11 protein-coding genes and 2 pseudogenes are annotated in these 18,713 nt (G+C 63.3%); 10 read left to right on the top strand and 3 right to left on the bottom strand.

The features are described 5' to 3' along the window. The 4 genes and pseudogenes from J2728_RS03285 to J2728_RS03300 all read left to right on the top strand — a co-directional run bounded on the left by J2728_RS03285 (position 1) and on the right by J2728_RS03300 (position 3,959). Positions 1 to 2,271: a hypothetical protein gene (locus tag J2728_RS03285; RefSeq protein WP_309996305.1), complete on the top strand. Its 2,271-nt coding sequence runs from the start codon at positions 1 to 3 to the stop codon at positions 2,269 to 2,271. Then, positions 2,268 to 2,837, top strand: coding sequence for an SGNH/GDSL hydrolase family protein (locus tag J2728_RS03290; RefSeq protein ID WP_309996308.1), 570 nt, complete (start codon positions 2,268 to 2,270; stop codon positions 2,835 to 2,837). The genes J2728_RS03285 and J2728_RS03290 overlap by 4 nt, the downstream gene beginning before the upstream one ends. 90 nt (positions 2,838 to 2,927) lie before the next feature. After that, positions 2,928 to 3,173: a hypothetical protein gene (locus tag J2728_RS03295; RefSeq protein ID WP_309996311.1), complete on the top strand. Its 246-nt coding sequence runs from the start codon at positions 2,928 to 2,930 to the stop codon at positions 3,171 to 3,173. A 77-nt stretch (positions 3,174 to 3,250) separates the two neighbouring features. Then, positions 3,251 to 3,959: pseudogene (locus J2728_RS03300) on the top strand (IS6 family transposase). A 102-nt stretch (positions 3,960 to 4,061) separates the two neighbouring features. Here the strand turns inward: J2728_RS03300 and J2728_RS03305 are convergent. The 3 genes from J2728_RS03305 to J2728_RS03315 are packed head-to-tail and all read right to left on the bottom strand — an operon-like array spanning position 4,062 to position 8,981. Beyond that, entirely contained in the window at positions 4,062 to 4,601 is a 540-nt protein-coding gene (locus J2728_RS03305) for a HEAT repeat domain-containing protein (RefSeq protein WP_309996313.1), read from the bottom strand. Then, positions 4,598 to 7,258: a polymorphic toxin type 28 domain-containing protein gene (locus J2728_RS03310; RefSeq protein ID WP_309996316.1), complete on the bottom strand. Its 2,661-nt coding sequence runs from the start codon at positions 7,256 to 7,258 to the stop codon at positions 4,598 to 4,600. The genes J2728_RS03305 and J2728_RS03310 overlap by 4 nt, the downstream gene beginning before the upstream one ends. A gap of 28 nt (positions 7,259 to 7,286) precedes the next feature. Next, positions 7,287 to 8,981, bottom strand: a complete 1,695-nt coding sequence (locus J2728_RS03315; protein ID WP_309996320.1) for a hypothetical protein — start codon at positions 8,979 to 8,981, stop codon at positions 7,287 to 7,289. A 305-nt stretch (positions 8,982 to 9,286) separates the two neighbouring features. On the opposite strand from J2728_RS03315, the gene J2728_RS03320 reads away from it, so the two are divergent. The 6 genes and pseudogenes from J2728_RS03320 to J2728_RS03345 all read left to right on the top strand — a co-directional run bounded on the left by J2728_RS03320 (position 9,287) and on the right by J2728_RS03345 (position 18,639). Continuing rightward, entirely contained in the window at positions 9,287 to 10,756 is a 1,470-nt protein-coding gene (locus J2728_RS03320; RefSeq protein WP_404979691.1) for an Ig-like domain-containing protein, read from the top strand. 155 nt (positions 10,757 to 10,911) lie between these two features. Further along, positions 10,912 to 11,076 (top strand): annotated as a pseudogene (locus tag J2728_RS03325) (DDE-type integrase/transposase/recombinase); the annotation flags it as partial. A 626-nt stretch (positions 11,077 to 11,702) separates the two neighbouring features. After that, positions 11,703 to 14,552: a TonB-dependent receptor gene (locus J2728_RS03330; RefSeq protein ID WP_309996327.1), complete on the top strand. Its 2,850-nt coding sequence runs from the start codon at positions 11,703 to 11,705 to the stop codon at positions 14,550 to 14,552. 152 nt (positions 14,553 to 14,704) lie between these two features. After that, positions 14,705 to 15,634 carry a LysR substrate-binding domain-containing protein gene (locus J2728_RS03335; RefSeq protein ID WP_309996330.1) on the top strand — a complete coding sequence of 310 codons (930 nt, stop codon included), beginning with the start codon at positions 14,705 to 14,707 and terminating at the stop codon, positions 15,632 to 15,634. 39 nt (positions 15,635 to 15,673) lie between these two features. Continuing rightward, positions 15,674 to 16,243 carry an HD domain-containing protein gene (locus tag J2728_RS03340; protein WP_309996333.1) on the top strand — a complete coding sequence of 190 codons (570 nt, stop codon included), beginning with the start codon at positions 15,674 to 15,676 and terminating at the stop codon, positions 16,241 to 16,243. A gap of 260 nt (positions 16,244 to 16,503) precedes the next feature. Beyond that, positions 16,504 to 18,639, top strand: a complete 2,136-nt coding sequence (locus J2728_RS03345; RefSeq protein ID WP_309996336.1) for a phosphocholine-specific phospholipase C — start codon at positions 16,504 to 16,506, stop codon at positions 18,637 to 18,639. Positions 18,640 to 18,713 lie beyond the last annotated feature (74 nt).

Consider the following 18,713-nt stretch of genomic DNA (forward strand, 5'->3'; position numbering starts at 1 on the left):
ATGTCGGCTAACCTGAAATCGCTGGGCGATTACGGCACGTTGGATCCGACCGGCGTCACCGACGTCAAGGCGCTGTTCGACGCCGCCACGGCCGACACCACGGTCGATCGCGTCTACATACCCGAAGGCATCCATTACAATTCGGGCTCGATCGACAATCTGCGCAAGGGCTTCTGGGGCCCCGGCAAGATTCGGCTGGGCAACGGCACGGTTCTGCCAGCCGACTTCGCCTTCATGGCCACCGCCCCCGCTCAGTACCCGCAAGCCTACACCACCCCCTGGCCCCCGAACGCCACGCCGTGGTTCGGCGGCGACAACAAGTTCACCCGCCCGCAATGCGTGATCATCGGTCAGAACGTCCGCCGGGGCCTGGATGAGCGCTATTTCGAAGGCTCCACCATTCCCCGTAACGGCTGGATGGAAACCGGGGCCGGCTGGTCCGGCGCCTCCGCTCACCTGTCGGCGGCCGCCAGCGCCGGCGCGACCAGCGTCCAACTCAACAGCGCTGTCGGCTTTAGCGTGGGCGATGTGATCGGCTTCTCGACGCTGGGCGGCGTCGGCGGCGGCACCGCCTCCAACATCGTCGACCGCGTGACCCTGACCGGGGTCTCCGGCAACACGATCTCGTTCACCCCCGCGCTGACCACGGCCTACGCCGTCGGCGCGACGGTGACTCACGGCACCCGCACCCAGCACGTGTTCGATCACATCATGGTCGAGACCACGGGGGGCGGCGACAGCTACGGCTCCACCGTCCGTATGCGCCACAAGTACCAACCTCTACCCGGCCAGACGCACGTCTTCGAAGGCGCGACCGCCAGCCAGTATGGCGGCTCGATCATCTATTACGGCGACGGCCAGTTCGGCACTGGTTTCGAGACCCAGTTCAAGTGCCAGGGCGGCGATTTCGACGTCGGCAACATTGGGATGGTGCAAAGCTTCCTCCGCAACAACGATACCGGCGCCCGTTCAGCCACCTGGCTGGGCACCCTGTTCAAGAGCGAAGGGACCAAGCCCGGTGACGCCTGCCACGTCGTCTCCGGCAGGTGGCGGGTCGGCTTGGACACGGTCAAGGCCGACTTCAGCGGTGACGGCCAGGCCGCCATCCAGCTGAAGACCGCTCAGCGGATCTATCTCAACGCCTCCGAGAACAGCACCTCGGGCCGCGGCTCTGACGCCACGGGCAACTATCCGGTGCTGTACGGCAACGTCGCCGGCGACAGCTACATCACCCACTCGGTCGACGGCACGGGTCCGATGGTCGAGATGTACTGCGGTCCCACTTACCGCATGCGTCTGCGCGCCAACGGGACGCTGAACTTCAACGGCAACATCAACGCCGGCGGCGCTCTGCAAGCCACCACCGACATCTCCGTCGGCGCGACCGGCATCCTGGGCTGGGCGGGCTCCAGCACGATGATCTTCAAGTCGGGCTCGACGCTGCGCTATTCGGAAGACGGCGGCGCCACCTCGGTGCCCCTGGCGGGTGGCGGCGCGACCACCCTGGCTCGAGGCTCGATCTTCGGCCTGATCCTCTCGAACAACAGCTCCGCGCCCAATACCCATCTGAACATCGCCGCCGGCCAGGCCCGGGACAGTTCGGACGTCTACGACCTTCGCCTCACCACCGGCCTTACGAAGCGTCTGGACCAGACCTTCGCGGCCGGTACGGGCAATGGCGGCCGGGACACCTCGGCGGCCATCGTGGCCAACACCAGCTACCATGTGTTCCTCATCCGCAAGACGTCGGACGGCGCGCTGGACGTGCTATTCTCGACCTCGGCGCTGTCGCCGACCTTGCCCACCGGTTACGCGGCCTTCCGCCGTCTCGGCGCGGTGATGACGGACGCCTCGGGCTTCATCAAGAAATTCGTCCAGCACAACGACTACTTCGAGCTGGCGACCCGAACCGCCGACTTCGCCGGGGTCGGCAACGGATCGGGTCCTTACCTGCGTCAGATCAGCGTTCCGCGCGGCGTGCCGGTTAAGGCCCGCATCTTCATGCAGAGCAATGGCGGCACGCAGGCCGTATCGTTCAGCGGGGTCTACGATCCAGCGCTGGGCGTGCCGCAACTGACCACGTTGAAGCGCGCGCAAATCCGCCGAGGCATCTACAAGAACGCCTCGAACTCCGACGAAACCTACGCCGTCTGGGACGGCGACGTCTGGACCGACAGCAACGCCCAAGTCTACACGCACTCGGACAACGCGTCCGACACGCTGGCGCTGGGCGTCTACGGCTGGACCGACGAACGCGGACAATACCTATGATCCGCGCGCCCTACTCCGTGGCGTGCTACGGCACGTCCCTCACGACGGGGCGTTTTTCGACGTCCTGGACCAGCCGCTTGGAGAGAAATCTCCAGGCGGTCGCCGGCCGGCCGATCCGCGTCTATGACGTCGGCGCCGGCTCGACGACCTCGCAATGGGGCATCGAGAATGTCTTCCGGGTCACCCAGCACAAGCCGACGGCGTGTCTCTTCGAAACCTTCTCGATCAACGACTCGGTCACCGACAACGGCATCTCCATCAGCCAGGCCCGCGCGAACAAGGTCGCCATCAAGGACGCCTTGCTAGCCGCCAATCCAGCGATGCGGATCTTCGTGCTGACGATGAACGGCGTGCCGGACACCACGCTGCGGCCGAACCTCGAAGCCTACTATCAGGACGACAGAGACTTCGCCGCCGCCCATGGCCTGACGCTTCTGGACATCCGCGCCGCCTGGGGAACGCCGAACCTTACGGACACGCCTGACAGGCTTCACCCCACCCAGGAGGCCGTCGATCGCGTGCTATTGCCCGCCGTGACGACCGCTCTGTCTCCCCTCGTTCTCTAACCTTCCACGCCAGGCGCGTGGAGCAAGGGCCGCTTCTCATCGCGAGAGGCGGCCCTATTTTTTTCACCCCCTCCGATGGAAGGAGCCCCCATGAACGAGCCATCGATCGCCTCTGAAGTCCTAATGGCCATGGGCCGGGTCGAGGGGCGCGTGGAACAGTTTCTCAATCAGCAAGCGCGGCAGGACGAGCGCTTGAACAACCACGCCGAACGCCTGTCCGTCCTCGAGCGCGGCCATGCGCGTATCCTGGGCTGGGCCGTGGGAGTCGGCGCCGCGGCCGGCGCGCTATGGGCCGCCATCGGTCTGGCCCTGAACCATGGCAAGATCGGCGCGTAACGCCACCACGGCATCCTATCGGGATGCCGACACCTTAACGCTGGCGCGGAAACCCACTCGACAATCCAGCGCTGTCCCTGGACCCGGAGCGTGTCCCGAAGGGCCTCTCGTTCAAACGTCACCGGCTTCCGCCCGAGATCATCCGCACGCGAACTGGCTCTACTTTCGCTTTCGACCGAGCCTTCGTGATGTCGAGGCGTTGCTGACCAAACACGGCGTCGAAGCCAACTTCGAGACGATCCGAGGCTGGGCCAGGAAGTTTGGATCCGCGATCGCGCGCCGCCTGAAGGCGCCGCGGCCGAAGCCATCGTCGCGCCGGTGTCTTGATGAAATGGGCCGCCGGGTCGGTGCGAGCCCGTCCACCTCTGGCGCGCCGCGGACGATGGGGGCGAGGTGCTCGACATCCTCGTTCAGCGGCGCCGGGACGCCGATGCGGCCAGGCCATTCCTGGTGAGATTGTTGCGCGGCCAGCCCATTGAGCCGGAGCGGATAACGACCGACGGGCTCAGATCCTACGCCGCGGCGTTGAAGGATCTGGAGCGCGGCCACCTCCATCTTTCGGGTGGCCCGCGCGAGAACAACAGGGTGGAGAATTCACACCTGCCGATCCGGCAGCGGGAGCGAAGGATGCAGGGCTTCAAGAGTCCGGCCTCCGCTCAGCGCTTTCTCACCACACACGCCGCCGTCTACAACACCTTCAACACCCAACGTCACCTGGTCAGCCGCCCAACGCTTCGGCGCTTCCGTGCCGAGGCCCACATCGCGTGGGCGACGGCTACCGCCTGAGGCGCCCAAGTATTCGGGCTCTGCAACCTCACGCGATTAAACGTGATAGACCCGTTGGACGTTAGGTCGGCCTTTCTTCTGATAACTGGAACGAGCACGACCTTAATGCAGCATCTCAGCGTCGAGCCAACGGCGAACCTTAGGGTCGACCGACCAAAGCAATTCGCCGTCTCCGCGCCCCCAATGCAGATCGTCGCGTGAAACGCCGCAATAGACTTGCGCCGCCTCCACAGCCACGTCGCGAACAACCTCGTTGTCAGCATTTAAGGCCAGTTTCAATTTTTGTCTGGCAAGCTCTGCGGGAGCGAGCCCCGGCAACGCCGAGAGCGAAGCAAGACGTACATAGTCTCGATCGTCTCCCGGTATACCTTCAGCGTATTCAAGCACAATTCTGCGAAAATCATCAGATACCCAGCCCTGATAGCTAAGCCCCTTAATGATTTCCGAGCGCACATAGGCGCTCGGATGCGAAACTAACATCTTCATCAAGAGTTGAATGTTTGGACTTCGCACACCTCTTATATATGACGAGATCGCTCGCTCCGTAAATTCAATCTCATTTCTAGAAAAAATGCGCTCGACCTCCATCAAGTCTGACGAAGTTGCAAAGCCGCTGCGCAACCGATCAACTAGCTCCATCATCTCGGCACAAACTGTTTTGAGTAGTCCAAAGCCTTCGAAGCCTTGCTCAGCTCAGCTTCATAAAAGGCGCGATTCTCGGGCGAAAGATTGGGACGAGACAACACCCTCTTGAAGAGATTGATTTCGTTATAAAGCCCATTTTGGGCATCGCGAACTTCTTTCACGTGGTCATATGGCGTCCCATTCCAACGCCTTGCGACAACCTCCCCCCTCAGTTCGCGCCGAGCTGCATCAAGATCTTTAGCCGTGAGGTGATCTTGGATGATGCGATCCGTCGGTGTACGCGCGGTATCCCCTTTAAGGGTGACCGCAGCAGCAGCAAGAACACCACACAGTATTGGATTTGCAGCGCAACCGGAGGCAACCCCCTCCAAAGGTGGCCCTCCGTTATGCCCCATTGGAGCGGCACCGAGAACGAGCGTACCAGCGGAGCCACTCGAATTTCCACCGCCACCATCGCCGCCATCGCCGCTCAAGATAATCGTCGAGCAATTGTCACCGACGCCACAGATGCTGCCGCTACCGGTGGTCAGACCCTCGCTGAGATTGCCGGTCGGGTCCGACCGGTTCAGCGGATCGTTCCCCACATAGGCGTACCAGTTGAGGCCGTCGTCATAGCCGGTGGGGTCGGTTTGGAGGAACCGTCCCAGGGTCGGGGAATAAACACGAGCCTTGTAGTGGTAGAGCGACAGGTCCGAGAGGTAGACCTGCCCGGTGTACTGGAAGAGGCCAGCGTTGCCAGATCCGGGCACGCCATACTCGTCATAGGTCAGCTTCGACGTCACCGCGCCATTGCTGTCGGTCGCGGCGATGATCGAACCCTGGTGATCGGCCAGCAGATACTCGGGCGTCGTGCCCGAGCCCGAGTAGCGCGCCAGCACCTCGTCGGCGCCGTCGCCGAACACATAGCGGCGCAGCAGCGTTCCCGAACTGTTGTATTCGCCGATGACGTTAGGCCCATCGTAGAGATAGCGCGTCGTGGTGTTGCCCACGGTCGTCGACGAGAACAGACGCCCCTGAGGATCATAGCTAAGGCTTGCCCCAGCCGTGGTGCCCCGCAACCGGCTCTCGACGTCGTAGAAATAGCGGATCGTCGGATTGGTGCAGGCCGGCGCGGCGGCGGCGATGCAGACGAGGTTACCCCGCCCATCATAGCCATAGGCGTTATAGCCCGACTGCCCCGACGTGCCGATATCGACGATCCTGTTCAGGCCATCCGTCCCATAGGGACGATCAATGCTCGTCCCGCTGGGGTTCGCCCAGACGTAGGCGGCGTTGCTGATGGTGCGCAACGTGACCTGTCCGGGGGTATTGTACGCGAAGCTAAAGCTGACCGCGTTGCCACTGCTGGACGGCGTCTGGGTCAGGCTTTGAAGCCGCAGGTCCGAAGCGTTGTACGCGTAGCTGGTGGTGACCTTGTTGTCGCCGCGCGTGACGCTGACACGGCGCCCCAGATCGTCGTAGCTAAAGCCCGCGATCCTGTCCGAGGCCGAGCCGCTCCCCGCGCGCCGGATCGCCGTCAGGGCGTCCGTGTTGTCATAGTCGTAGGTCACGAAGAAGCTATCGGGCCAAATCAGCTTCGTTCGCCGCCCCGCGACGTCATACTCGTAGCTCACACGGCTGGCTGCCCCCAGCGCGTTGTCCTGCTCCCAGGTCAGGCGGCTCAAGGCGTCATAGCTTCGGGTCGTCGTGCGCGTTCCGTCGCTCACCGAGGTCGGATTGCCGAAGTTGTCGTAGGCGTAGCTGAAGCTTGAACCCGACGTCATCGCCGTCGCGGTCGTCGTCTTGGTGCTCGGCCGGTTCAGCGCGTCATAGGTCGTGGTGATCGTACCGCCGTCGCGGCGGCGCCAAGAGGTGCGATTGCTGTTGTTGTCGTAACCGTACTCGTCATAGTCGTTGGGATTGTGGGCGTTGGCGTTCTTGGCGCTCGATGGATAGTAGGTCCGTCTCGGACGGTCGTATGGGTCGTATTCGTGGAGCGTGGCATTTTGCTCGCCATCGGCCTCGGTCTTCAGGCGCCCATTGTCGGTATAGGTATTCTCCCGCACCACCATCGGCTGGACGGCATAGCCCGACGTTACCTTTTTGACTTGGCGATCGGCGAAGTAGTCGGTCCGAGTAATTCGATCCGGATCCCCCCCACTGGCTGGCGTCGTAGGGGCGCAGGCGTCGTTGTTGGTCAGGCTGAACTGAAGCGGATTCGACTGGAACGCCGCGAGGTTCATCCGGACGGCGACACAATCGTATAAGCCGGCGTCGCTATAGCTATATTGGGTGAGCCCTATGGCGGCGCCGCCACCGTAAGAAATTTCGCGAATTCGCCGGCCTCGACTGTCGTAGCCGATGTCCATCCGCTTCAGCACCGTAAAGCCCGACCAAGCCGATGGCGCGACCGCCTCGGATTGCCAGGACGAGAGCGTGCCGGTCTCGACCTTGGTCAAGCGTCCGGCGCTATCGTAAGTGTTGCGGGTGGCGCGAAACAGCAGAGAACCACCGCCATCGGGATCGGGCGAGATTCCGCCGACCAGACGTTGCGCCGCGTCGTAGCGGAAGCCGGTCGTGTAGGGACTGGCCGAGGCCTGGGCCAGGGCCGAAGCCGGAGCGACGGCGAATAGCATCGTGGTCGCTAACAGGGCGCCGAGGGTTCGGATCGACATGAGCGTTCTCTCTCCTGAACCTTGGCGATTACGGGCAGGACGCGAGGCCAGCGCGCGCGTTGGTCTCGGAAATCTTGTTGCCTTGGGCGTCGTAGCCGTAACAGACCCGCAGAGTGGTTCCGCCAGCCGTGACCGCCTTGCCGCGCGGCAGCAGGGTGTTAGGCCCGGAGTCGGGACCGTACTCGTACGTGGTGATAACCTCTTCGGAAGAGCCGTTGGCGCAGCTGTTCCCGGCGACGTTGGTCGCGCCGGTCTTGCAGGCGCGGTCCTCGGAGGGGAGCCAGATCGCGGGCTCGGCCGAATAGGTCCCACTGGAGTTCTTCACCCAGGCCGTGCGTTGAACATAGGCGTGACGCACGACCGCTTGGACACCGGCGTTGTTGGCCGGTCTGGTCTCGGTCAGCACCCCGCCATGCGTCTGGTCATAGGTGAAGGTGGCGACGTTGTTGTTCCCATCGGTGATCGTCAGAGGCAAATTGCAGGTGATACGGTTCGCGCAGTCGCCCGTCGGAAAGGTCTTGGCGTTCTGAGTGATGTTGGGATAGCCGCTAACACCCGTCTTGCCACCGGTGAAGACATCGCCCGAGAAGATGCCGCGGTTGGTGATATTGGCGTACCAGCGGTTGCCCTCAGGCTGACTCATTCCGCTGAGTTGGCCACTATAGAAGTAGACGAAGCGCCGTTTGCCGACCTGGTCAAAATATTCAGTAATCACGCCGTCGTTGAGATCGAAGCCGACACTCGCGCCCGAAGGGTCCGTCCAACTCGTGCCATCGACCTGGGATGGCCCCTCCGCCAGCCCATGGGCATAGACGCATGTGCAACTAAATGACCAGAACGTCCCGTCGGCCAGGGTCTGCTTGGTGACCTGGCTCGGCTGACCGTTCATATACTCCATTGTATACTTACAGGCGGCCTCCCCAGGTTCCGTCAGGCACTTGAGCTGGGATCCGCTATAGTAGGTGTAATTCGCGACATCGCCCATGACGCTTGTCGCGCTGGTCAGGTTTCCGGAGGTGTATCCGTAGCTCGTTTTGATCGTCGCGGAAGCACAGGTCGTGCTGGTCGTGACGTAAGTGACGGCGCGGTTGAAGCCACAGGCGGCCGTTACGTTGCCCGCGCCATCTAGGTCAAAGATCAGAGCATAGCCCTGGTTGCTTGAGACCATTTTCAAGCGCGAGGATCCATTGTACGAAAATGTCAGGACAACCCCGTTCGGGTATGTGACCGAGTTCACGCGTCCATCAGTCGCCGAATTGAAACGATACTTAGTCCCGTCACGATCGGTGAACATGATGAGCCCGTTTTCGAGCTCGACCCTTGTGCCGTCGCTTCCTCCGCTCGGCAGGCCGTCCATAAACGGCGTCGCGCTTGCCTGGGTATCAAACATGTAGGTCTTTCGGCCGATGACGACACGTGTCATCGGGCGAGGATTGGGTCCCAAAATTCCAATGGTCATGGAAAAGGCCCACATGTCGAAGTTGTGAGTCCAGCCGTAGCCAAAATAGTGCCGGGACCGCTCCGCGCCGCCGTAGTAGCTGCGCTCGAGCTTCAGCGGGCCCATCGCCAAATCCGTCGTCGTGTAAGTTAGCGTGGTGTCCGTCATGCTGACGCCCGTCGGACTCATCATCGGAATGTCCGGAGGGGTCAGTGGCGCGGTCTGGGCCGCCGCCGTCCCGGCCAGCACGCTCGCGGCGACGAGTCCAGAAGCGGCGACACGCACCAACTTATTCACAATCCCGAGGCGGCTGTGGCGCCTTGCCGACCAAACCATGGATTGCCCCCAAGCACCGCGAATGCGGCTAATCAATATGAACTTGGCCGCGCCCCCGCGCTCAAGTCAACATTGCAAAATCAATTTTTCAATGCCAGGCTGTGTTCCGATTTCAAGTTGGGGAATGGGTGGGCATGGCGCGCTTTGGTCACGCTGCGAGTGCTGTTGCGATCTTGGTCGCGCTCTCGACTTCCGTTGACGGTCAGGCCCAGTCCGTACAGACCGGCTATACTTACGACGTCCACGGACGATTGGTGGGGGTCACCCGCCCAAGTTCAACAACCACCTATACCTACGACAAGGCCCAGAACCGGACCCGCGTGGTCACCGCCGCCGGCAACAGCGCTCCCGTCGCCAACAACGACAGCGTCAGCGTCTCCACCGGCGCGGCCGTATCCTTCAATCCGCTGTCCAACGACACCGACGCCGACAGCGACGCCTTCTTCCTGACCAGCGTCAGCGGCTGGAACACCAGCAAGGGCTCGGTGTCCTACACGGCCAACTGCCTGCGCACCGCAGCGACCTGCGTCACCTACGCCGCCAACAGCGGCGCCAGCGGAACCGACAGCTTCACCTACGCCGTCTCCGACGGCAAAGGCGGGACCGCCACAGGCACGATCACCGTCACCATCAACGCCGCCGTCGCTCCTCCAGTGACCTCGGCCTCCACCACGACGGTCGTGGGCAACTACGCCGGGAGCTCGAATTCCTATCCACTCAGTCTCAATATCTCTGGCGGGACGCCTACTAGCCTGACGATCACCTCGGCTCCGCCGTCCAGCGCGGGAACGGCCAGCGTCAGTGGAACCTCCATCTTCTTCACGCCCGCGAACAACTACACCGGCCAGACCTCGTTGCAGTACACCGCTTCCAACGCTGGTGGGACAAGTTCTCCGGCCACCGCGACCATCACGGTCACCCCATCCGCAGGCGCCCCGGTCGCCCGCGACGACAACGTCACCGTGCCATTTGGCAGCGCCGCGCTCTTTCAGCCCAAGAACAACGACAGTGGCACCGGCCTCAGAATCACGGCCGCCACGCAACCTTCGATCGGTCGCGTCGCCTTCGATGACGACAACATTTGGGTCGGCGACATGGGCGCGGGCGGCTTCAGCACCAGCTTCCAGTACACCATCACGGACTATAGGGGCCGAAGCTCCACCGCCACGGTCAACGTCACCGCCGCAACCAGCCCCCCACCCGTCGCCAACAACGACAGCATCACCGTGCCCTACGGCAGCGCCGCGCTCTTTCAGCCCAAAAACAATGACACCGGCACCGGCCTCAGAATCACGGCCGCTACGCAACCCTCCGTGGGCCGAACCGCCTTCGATGAAGACAATATCTGGGTCGGCGACATGGGCGAAGGCGGCTTCACCACCAGCTTCCAGTACACCATCACCGACAGTAGCGGCCGCACCTCCACCGCCACGGTAACCACCACCGCCGCGCCAAACCCTAATCCCCCGCCCGTCGCCCGCAACGATAGCGTCATAGTCCCCAAGGACAGCGCCGTTCTCTTCCAACCCATGGAGAACGATAGCGGCAACCAGATCACGATCCTATCGGTCACCAATCCTGGGGTCGGACGCATGGCCCACGACCTTGGTAACATCTGGCTAGGCGACATGTACGGATGGACGGGCTCAGGATCGTTCCAGTACACCATTCAGGACAATCAAGGCCGAACCTCCACCGCCACCGTCTATTTCACCTCGCAATAGAGGCGTCCCGCGCCGTCTCAGCCCTTAGCCGGGTCCTCAACGACGAGGGCGAGGTGCTCGACAGCCTCGTTCAGCGCCGCCGCGACGCCGACGCGGCCAGCCATCGAACCGGAGAGGATTTGAAGCATGGCCACCTGCATCTTTCGGGCGGCCTGCATGAGAACAACAGGGCGGAAAACTCACACCTGCCGATCCGACAGCGAGAGCGGAGGATGCGGGGCTTTAAGAGCCCAGCCTCCGCTCAGCGCTTTCTCACCACCCACGCCGCCGTCTACAAGACCTTCAACACCCAACGTCATCTGGTCAGCCGCCCAACGCTTATGCGCGCAGGCTCGCGCCGCGTGGGCGGCTACCGCCTGGGGTGGCCAGGTATTCCCCCTGTGCGGCCGGGCGCGTTTAACGTGACAGCCCAAGAGCACAAAGGCGCGCGCCTCCGGCTCGCGAGGGTTTAGCGCTGAGCTGGAATTCAGCTCTCATTTACGCCAGACCATCGCGATAGCTTGGTGATCGCCCAAATTTCGCGCGCGGGCGGCGGGACCATTCGACCGCAATGCGCCATGAGTTGTCGTCGACACGGCTCCAGAAACGCGACTTTTGCTTCTGGCGGCGACCTGCAGGTTGGAGGTCGATCTTCTTGGACACCCGCGCCCCCCTTCGCCCCACGGGCCGCGGGCGCCCCGGAAACAAGAGCCGGAATGTCGATGCCCACCGTCAACAAGGCGTCATACTTTAATCGTATGTGAAATACGGTCTCATTTGTATTTTTGATATCTCGTTCGTAAGGGGGCTTCACGAACGACGCAACGCGGACGGGACCCAGCCTCGCACATCTCTCCCTGAACGGTCCGTTGCCGGGCCTTCAGGTCGCTAGCCCGTAGGCGTTCGCCGGCGGGAGGGGACGGCGCGCGCCTGGGCGGGCGTCGGGACACATTCAACGGAGTTATCCATGTTCAGCCCGCCATCGCGCGTCAAGCTCGCGGCCCTGACCGGCGCCAGCCTATTCGCACTTGCCTTCGTTTCGGCCGCTCATGCTCAGTCGGCGAATAATCAAAGCCAGAAGAACCAGGCCAAACCGGCGACCGACGACACCGTCAGCGAAGTGGTCATCACGGGTCAGCGCCTGTCGACCGCCAACTCGTTGCAGGACCAGAAGAAGGCCACCGGCGTCGTCAACGTCATCTCCGCCGACGATCTGGGCAAGCTGCCGGACGCGAACGTGGCCGACGCCCTGGCCCGCATCCCGGGCGTCAACGTCGTCGTCAACCAGGAGACCGGCGAAGGCGAATACGTCTCGATCCGCGGCCTGGCCAGCACCTACAACGCCTATTCGATCAATGGCGTGCGCGTGGCGCTGACCGACTCCGGCTCGCGCAAGATGTCGATGACGGTGCTGCCACCCAACGGCCTAAAGGCGATCTCGGTCAACAAGACCCTGACGCCGGACCTGGACGGCGACGCCATCGGCGGGTCGGTCAACTTCGTCACCCCGACCGCGTTCGACTTCCGCAAGCCCACCCTGCGCGTCTTCGCCTCCTACGGCCTCAATGATCGCGCCCAGAAGCAGGACGAGCCGGCCGGCAGCGGCCAGATCCAGATCGACGGCGCCCGCAAGTTCGGCAATGGCGACTTTGGCCTGTTCGGTTCGGTCTATTACGGCAAGAGCCACTACACCAACGAAGAGTCCGAGAACGACGGCGAATGGGAGCCCTACCGCTGGCGGAAGGACTCGACGGAAGCTATCGACAGCCGCTCAATGTACCTGCCGGGCATCGATCTGGACTTCCGTCGCGGCGAACAGGAACGCTTTGGCGGCAACTTCTCGGCCGACTATCAGATTGACCAGCACAACTTCTATGTCCGCGGCCAGTACGCCAAGCTGAACCGCACCGGCACCAACGATTACACCGACTTCCGCAGCCGTCCGACCAAGCGCCTGACGCAGGTCAATCTGGAAGACACCAACCTGTCGCAGCCGGAGCAGGTGATCACCGGCCGCGATCCGGTGAAGGGCAACATCTACGGCTACACCGTCGGCCAGATCGTCGACACGGACAAGGACGGCCTGATCACCGACGCCGACCGTGCGTCGGGCAACTCGTACTGGTCGCTGTTCGGCCGCTCGGGCGTGTGGAACCCGCGGGCGTTCCAGTTCGCCCGCACCCACGAGTCCCAGGACCAGAAGTCCTCGCTCTACACGATCAACGCCGGAGGCCAGAGCCGCTTTGACCGCCTATCCCTCGACTACGACCTGAGCTACTCGTACGGCGAGAAGGGCACGCCGCTGTATTACGGCATCGGCTACAACTGCGATAAGTGCTCGACCGACCCGATGTTCACCTCGACCGGCATCCTGTGGTCATCGGCCGATCCGCGCTTCCCGCTGGCGCAACTGCCGGCCTATGCGGCCAATGTCGATCACCGCGACGACCTGCTGCCGTTCGACGGCGCATCGATGAACAAGGACAAGCAGTCCGACGCCCGCACCGCGCTGAAGCTCGACGCGCGATACGAGGTCAGCGGCCTGTTCGACTATGTGAAGACCGGCTTCAAGTACCTGAAGTCGGAGCGTGAGTACGACTCCACGCCGATCTGGGAAGGCGATCTGTCCGGCACCCCGCTGAACGGCAAGTCGCTGGCCGCCTCCGGCCTGGTCGAGCGCCAGGTCGATGGCTTCTTCAAGGACCGCTACTACTACGGTTCGATCCTGAGCCGCGAACGGGTCATTTCCGCGGTGAACGCCGCGCGCGCCGCCAATCCGGTGACCTATTCGACCGCCGACCTCAACAAGGACGACAAGAAGGGTTCGGAGACCATCTACGCCGGCTACGCCCTGGCCCACCTTCGGTCGGGCGGGCTCGAGGTCGTCGGCGGCGCTCGCGTCGAACACACCAAGGTGGAAACCACCGCCTGGATCACCGACGCCACGACGTCGGGCTTCGGCAAGACCAACCGCGACTACACCAACGTCCTGCCCAGCATCACCGCCGTCTACCGTCAGGGCGAGACCCTGGTCTATCGCGGCGCGATCTGGACCAGCTTCTCGCGTCCGGAATATTCGAACATCTCGCGGGGCGAAAGCGTGACCCGCGACCCCGCGACCAAGGAAATCATCGCCATCAGCCGCGGCAATCCGGACCTCAAGCCCGGCGAGTCGGTCAATTTCGATCTGTCGGCCGAATGGTATCCGGATCGCTCCAGCGTGGTGTCGATCGGCGTCTTCCACAAGAAGATCAAGAACTTCATCTTCACCAACGGTCGCTCCGTCAGCGCTCCGACCAAGGAGGGCATGATCACCATCACCCAGCCGCAGAACGGCGAGGACGCGACCCTGACGGGCGTGGAGCTGAACCTGATCAAGTCGTTCGAAGGCCTTTCGGCGCCGTTCGACGGCTTCGGCGTCGAGGCCAACGTCACCTCGCAGACGTCCGAGGCCGAAACGGGCCTCACCTATCGTCGCGGTCACCCGATCACGTTCCTGCAGGCGCCGGACCTGATCTACAACACCTCGCTGACCTATCAGAAATACGGCATCGAAGCCAAACTCAGCTATCAGTATCAAGGCGCCTACATCGAAGACACGCGCGACAACGCGGTCGACAAGTGGGTGCAGCCGAACAAGTCGCTCGACCTGCACACGCGCTACAACATTCGTCAGGGCCTGACCGTCGACTTCGACGTGCAGAACATCCTGGATGGTCACCGTTACTACACGACCAAGGGCAAAAACCCGACGTATCAGAAGGATTATATGGAGCCGGGCCGGAACTTCATCCTGCGCGTCGCCTATTCCTACTGATCCGACCCGATCTTCTCGATTGCCCTTCCGGTTCGCGCCGGAAGGGCTTTTCTTTGGCCGCGAGGCCAGTGACTGCCTGTTGGGCCGCGTCTGTTTGAGTTTCCGGTCCTGATTTGTATGGTCCGGGCCTGTCACCTATCGAAGAGAGAATCATGGCCGTTTCGCCAGACGATGGCGCCGAGCGTACCCGCCGCCGCGAGACCGGCAGCCTGTCGATCGGGGCGCTGAAGGCCTTCGTCACGGTCGTCGATCAAGGCTCCTTCTCACGCGCGGCCGCGGTGCTGGGCGTTTCCCAGCCAAACATTTCCAATCAGATCAACGCGCTCGAGCAGATCTGCGGCGTTCGGCTTCTGAACCGACGCACTCAGAACCAGAACCTGACCGACGCCGGCCGCGAGCTCTATACGCGGGCGCGATTGGTCATCAGCCGTGTCGACGACTTCGAGATGACCGCCAATCTCTTCAGCGGATTGAAGCGGGGGCGTATGTCGATCGGCTTTTCGACGCCGCCCGCGACTATGCAGCTGATCAGCCAGTTCCGGCGCACCTACCCCGACATCGAGATTTCCACGCGGCTGGGCAATACGCGCTCGCTGACCCAGGACGTGATGGAATGCCGGGCCGATGTGGCGATCATCTCGCTGTTGGAGCCCGACCCGGTCCTGGCCTGCCACCTGGTTTTCGAACAGTCGCTGAACCTGATGGTCCCCGTCGATCACCCCTTCGCCCAACGCGAGCACATCGACGCGCGCGAACTTGGCGGCCTGCCCTTGGTCCTGCGCGAAGAGGGCTCGGTGACGCGCGCCCTGACGGAGATCGCCCTGGGACGCAGCGCCAACAGCGTGGAGCGCGGCTTCATCGTCGAGAGCCGAGAAGCGGTCAAGGAAGCCACCGCCCACGGCATTGGCTTCGGCTGCATTCTGGACGGCGAGACCGGGCACGACGTTCGGCTTAAGGCCCTGCCCGTCCAGGGCATGCCGCGCACCGGCGGCGTCTACATCGTCACCCTGCGGGAAAACATGGAGATTCCGGCGGTGTCGGCCTTTATTCGCCTTGCTGGGCTCAGGAAGGACGCGATATAAGAATATCGAATATCATCGTGTGATGGATTTGATATTTTTATGACAACGCCGGCACCAACTCAAGTCCTGTTCGACGAAATCCGGGACATCTATCTGGGCAACGCCCGACGCCCCTACGGCCTCTATGGCATCAACCAGCTTCAACACGCCCTTCAGTCGGCCGCCCATGCCGAGGCGCAGGCGCTGTCGCCCTCCCTCGTGATCGCCTGCCTGCTGCACGACGTCGGCCACATGATCCACGACCTGGGCGAGGCTCCGGCGGAAGAGGGCGTCGACGATCTTCACGAAGCCCTCGGGGCCGATTGGGCGGCGGAGCGCTTCCCGCCGTCGGTCAGCGAGCCCATCCGCCTGCACGTGGCCGCCAAGCGCTATCTGTGCAGCGTGGAGCCCGGCTATATGGACGGCCTATCGAAGGATTCCCGCATTTCCCTGGCGCTGCAAGGCGGGGCGATGGGTGACGCGGAGCAACTGGCCTTCCTCAACGAACCCTTCGCCGATCAGGCGATCGCCCTGCGCCGGATCGATGAGCTGGCCAAGGACAAGGACGCCGTCACCGACGACCTCGACGACTTCCTTGAGCGCCACCTCCTGGCGGCGCTCAAGGAGTAGGCGACGCCGTCACGAGATCATTACATCGCTACAATATACCAACAGCATCATAAGTAGATATTATGTTGGGCGGGCCATCGGGGGACCGTGGGTGGCGCGGCCTGGTCTTGTGCAACAAGGCCGGCCGTTCACACCCGCGTACCGGGGCCGGCGCATCAAACGTGTCACGGGTCTATCCTGTCGGTGACAGCCAAACCGGCTTGGCCGACATCGCTCACGTCTCCGTTCCAGTGATCCGCCCATAGCCGAGGGATGTCGCCATGACCGCTGACCGCCGCCATTTCCTCAAGGCGCTGGGCGCCGCCGGCTTGAGCGCCGCCACGCTGGCGACGCTGGAAAAGGCCATGGCCACCCCGGCCAATAACCGCACCGGGACGATCATGGACGTCGAGCATGTGGTGATCCTGATGCAGGAGAACCGCGCCTTCGACCACTATTTCGGCGACTTCCCCGGCGTTCGCGGTCTGGGCGATCCGCGGCCCTTGCGTCTGCGCAATGGCCATACCGTCTGGCGTCAGCCCAGCGACCAGCACCCGGACGGCTATGTGCAGCCCTATTGGGCCGATTCAAGGACGGCCAACGCCTATGTCGTCGACGGCGCGGATCAGGGGCACGGCGCCGCGACGATCATCGTCAATGGCGGGCGTTTCGATCAGTGGGGCGTTTCCCGGCAGCTGCAGCACAGGATGACCTACTACAAGGCCTCGGACCTGCCCTACTACCACGCCCTGGCCTCGACCTTCACGATCCTCGACGCCTACCACTGCTCGACCCTGACCCAGACCTATCCCAACCGCCTGCATCTCTGGACCGGCTGCAACGGCGGTGGGCGCGTGGGCGGCGATCCGGTGATGAGCAACTACGGCGAGGACGAAACCCCTTCGGCCGACATGGCCACGGATCGGCCGATCAAGGCCTATGAGTGGACGACCTATGCCGAGCGCCTGGAGGCGGCGGGGGTGAGCTGGAAAGTCTATCAGGAATACGACAATTTCGGCGACAACATCCTGTCGGTGTTCAAGCCCTTCCGCCCTTGCGACAAGGCCTCCAACCTCTACAAACGCGGCCGCGCCTGGGTGTCCGAGCACAAGGACGGTCCCGACCGCACCCGGTCGGACGGCAAGCAACTCGTCGAAGCCTTTCGCGCCGATATCGCCGCCGGGCGCCTGCCACAAGTGTCGTGGATCGTCACGGCGGCCGCGCTGTCCGAACACCCGCGCTGGACGCCCGCCGACGGCGAGAACCTGACCGCCAAGCTGATCGAGGCTCTCGTCGATCATCCCGAAGTCTTCTCCAAGACCGTCTTCATTCTCAACTACGACGAAGCCGGCGGCCTGTTCGATCATATGCTGCCGCCCATGCCCGCCGCGGACGAGACGCGGGGCTACAGCGGCGTCAGCGTGGCCGGTGAGTTCAAGGACTACGACAAACATCCCCATCCTGGCGTCCGCGGTCTGCAACCGCTGGGCCTTGGCATTCGTGTTCCGGCCATCGTCGTTTCGCCGTGGAGCCGTGGCGGCTATGTATGCTCGCAGGTGTTCGACCACACCTCGACCTTGAAGTTCCTGGAAAAGCGCTTCGGCGTGCTGGAGCCGAACATCTCGGACTGGCGGCGCGCGGTGTCGGGCGATCTGACCTCGTGCTTCGATTTCAAGACGCCAAACGCGCGGAGCGTCGAGTTGCCGTCCACCGACGACTACACGCGGCGCCTGGCTCATGCCGCGCGCCAGCCCGCCCTGAAGATCCCCACGGTCCAGGTTCCCGCCGAGCAGCCCCGAACCCAAAGGCCGGCGCGACCGCTACCCTATCGCCTGGGGGCGGACCTGCGACCGAACGGGGAAGACCTGCTGGTCGAGCTGGCCAATACCGGCGGCCAGGCGGCGGTCTTCACCATCCACGACTACGCGCCCTATGGCCTGAACGCGCCCTGGCACTACACGCTGGTCGCGGGCGAGCGCCACACGGCGGCGCATTGGAACGACAAAGACAAGGAAGCCTACGATCTGGCCGTCCACGGCCCCAACGGTTTCTACCGCCATTTCCGCGGCCGGCCGTCCAAGAGCGGCTATGTCCGGGTCGCTCTGCGCGAAGATCCGGCCGCCGGAAAGGTCATTCTGAGCCTGCGCAATGACACCTCGGGCGAGGCAATGCTCTCCCTCGGCGTCGACCCGCGTTATCCCGTCGCTCCGGGCGCCTCGCGTCAGCGGACGATCGCCTTGAAGCCAAACGAACAGCGTGAAATCGACCTCGATCTCGCCGCCAGCGACCTGTGGTACGATTTCACTCTGACCGACACGGCGAACGCCGACAGCCTGTGGCGCTATGCCGGCCGCGTCGAAACCGGCAGGCCGGGCCGCACCGACCCCGGCATAGGGGCGATGGTGTTGGCTCTCTAAGGGGGAGATGCGGTCAGCCTCCGCGACCCAGCGCGACTAGCGCGACAGCCTCGGCGGAGGCAGCCGCGCCCGTT

The organism is Caulobacter segnis, from assembly GCF_031454995.1.
GTDB classification, from domain to species: Bacteria; Pseudomonadota; Alphaproteobacteria; order Caulobacterales; family Caulobacteraceae; genus Caulobacter; species Caulobacter segnis_E.

What these genes read in the sequence shown, in the direction of transcription:
- J2728_RS03285 (WP_309996305.1), top strand. Translation starts at nt 1, where the DNA reads ATGTCGGCTAACCTGAAATCGCTGGGCGATTACGGCACGTTGGATCCG.
- J2728_RS03290 (WP_309996308.1), top strand. Translation starts at nt 2,268, where the DNA reads ATGATCCGCGCGCCCTACTCCGTGGCGTGCTACGGCACGTCCCTCACG.
- J2728_RS03295 (WP_309996311.1), top strand. Translation starts at nt 2,928, where the DNA reads ATGAACGAGCCATCGATCGCCTCTGAAGTCCTAATGGCCATGGGCCGG.
- J2728_RS03305 (WP_309996313.1), bottom strand. Translation starts at nt 4,601, where the DNA reads ATGATGGAGCTAGTTGATCGGTTGCGCAGCGGCTTTGCAACTTCGTCA.
- J2728_RS03310 (WP_309996316.1), bottom strand. Translation starts at nt 7,258, where the DNA reads ATGTCGATCCGAACCCTCGGCGCCCTGTTAGCGACCACGATGCTATTC.
- J2728_RS03330 (WP_309996327.1), top strand. Translation starts at nt 11,703, where the DNA reads ATGTTCAGCCCGCCATCGCGCGTCAAGCTCGCGGCCCTGACCGGCGCC.
- J2728_RS03335 (WP_309996330.1), top strand. Translation starts at nt 14,705, where the DNA reads ATGGCCGTTTCGCCAGACGATGGCGCCGAGCGTACCCGCCGCCGCGAG.
- J2728_RS03340 (WP_309996333.1), top strand. Translation starts at nt 15,674, where the DNA reads ATGACAACGCCGGCACCAACTCAAGTCCTGTTCGACGAAATCCGGGAC.
- J2728_RS03345 (WP_309996336.1), top strand. Translation starts at nt 16,504, where the DNA reads ATGACCGCTGACCGCCGCCATTTCCTCAAGGCGCTGGGCGCCGCCGGC.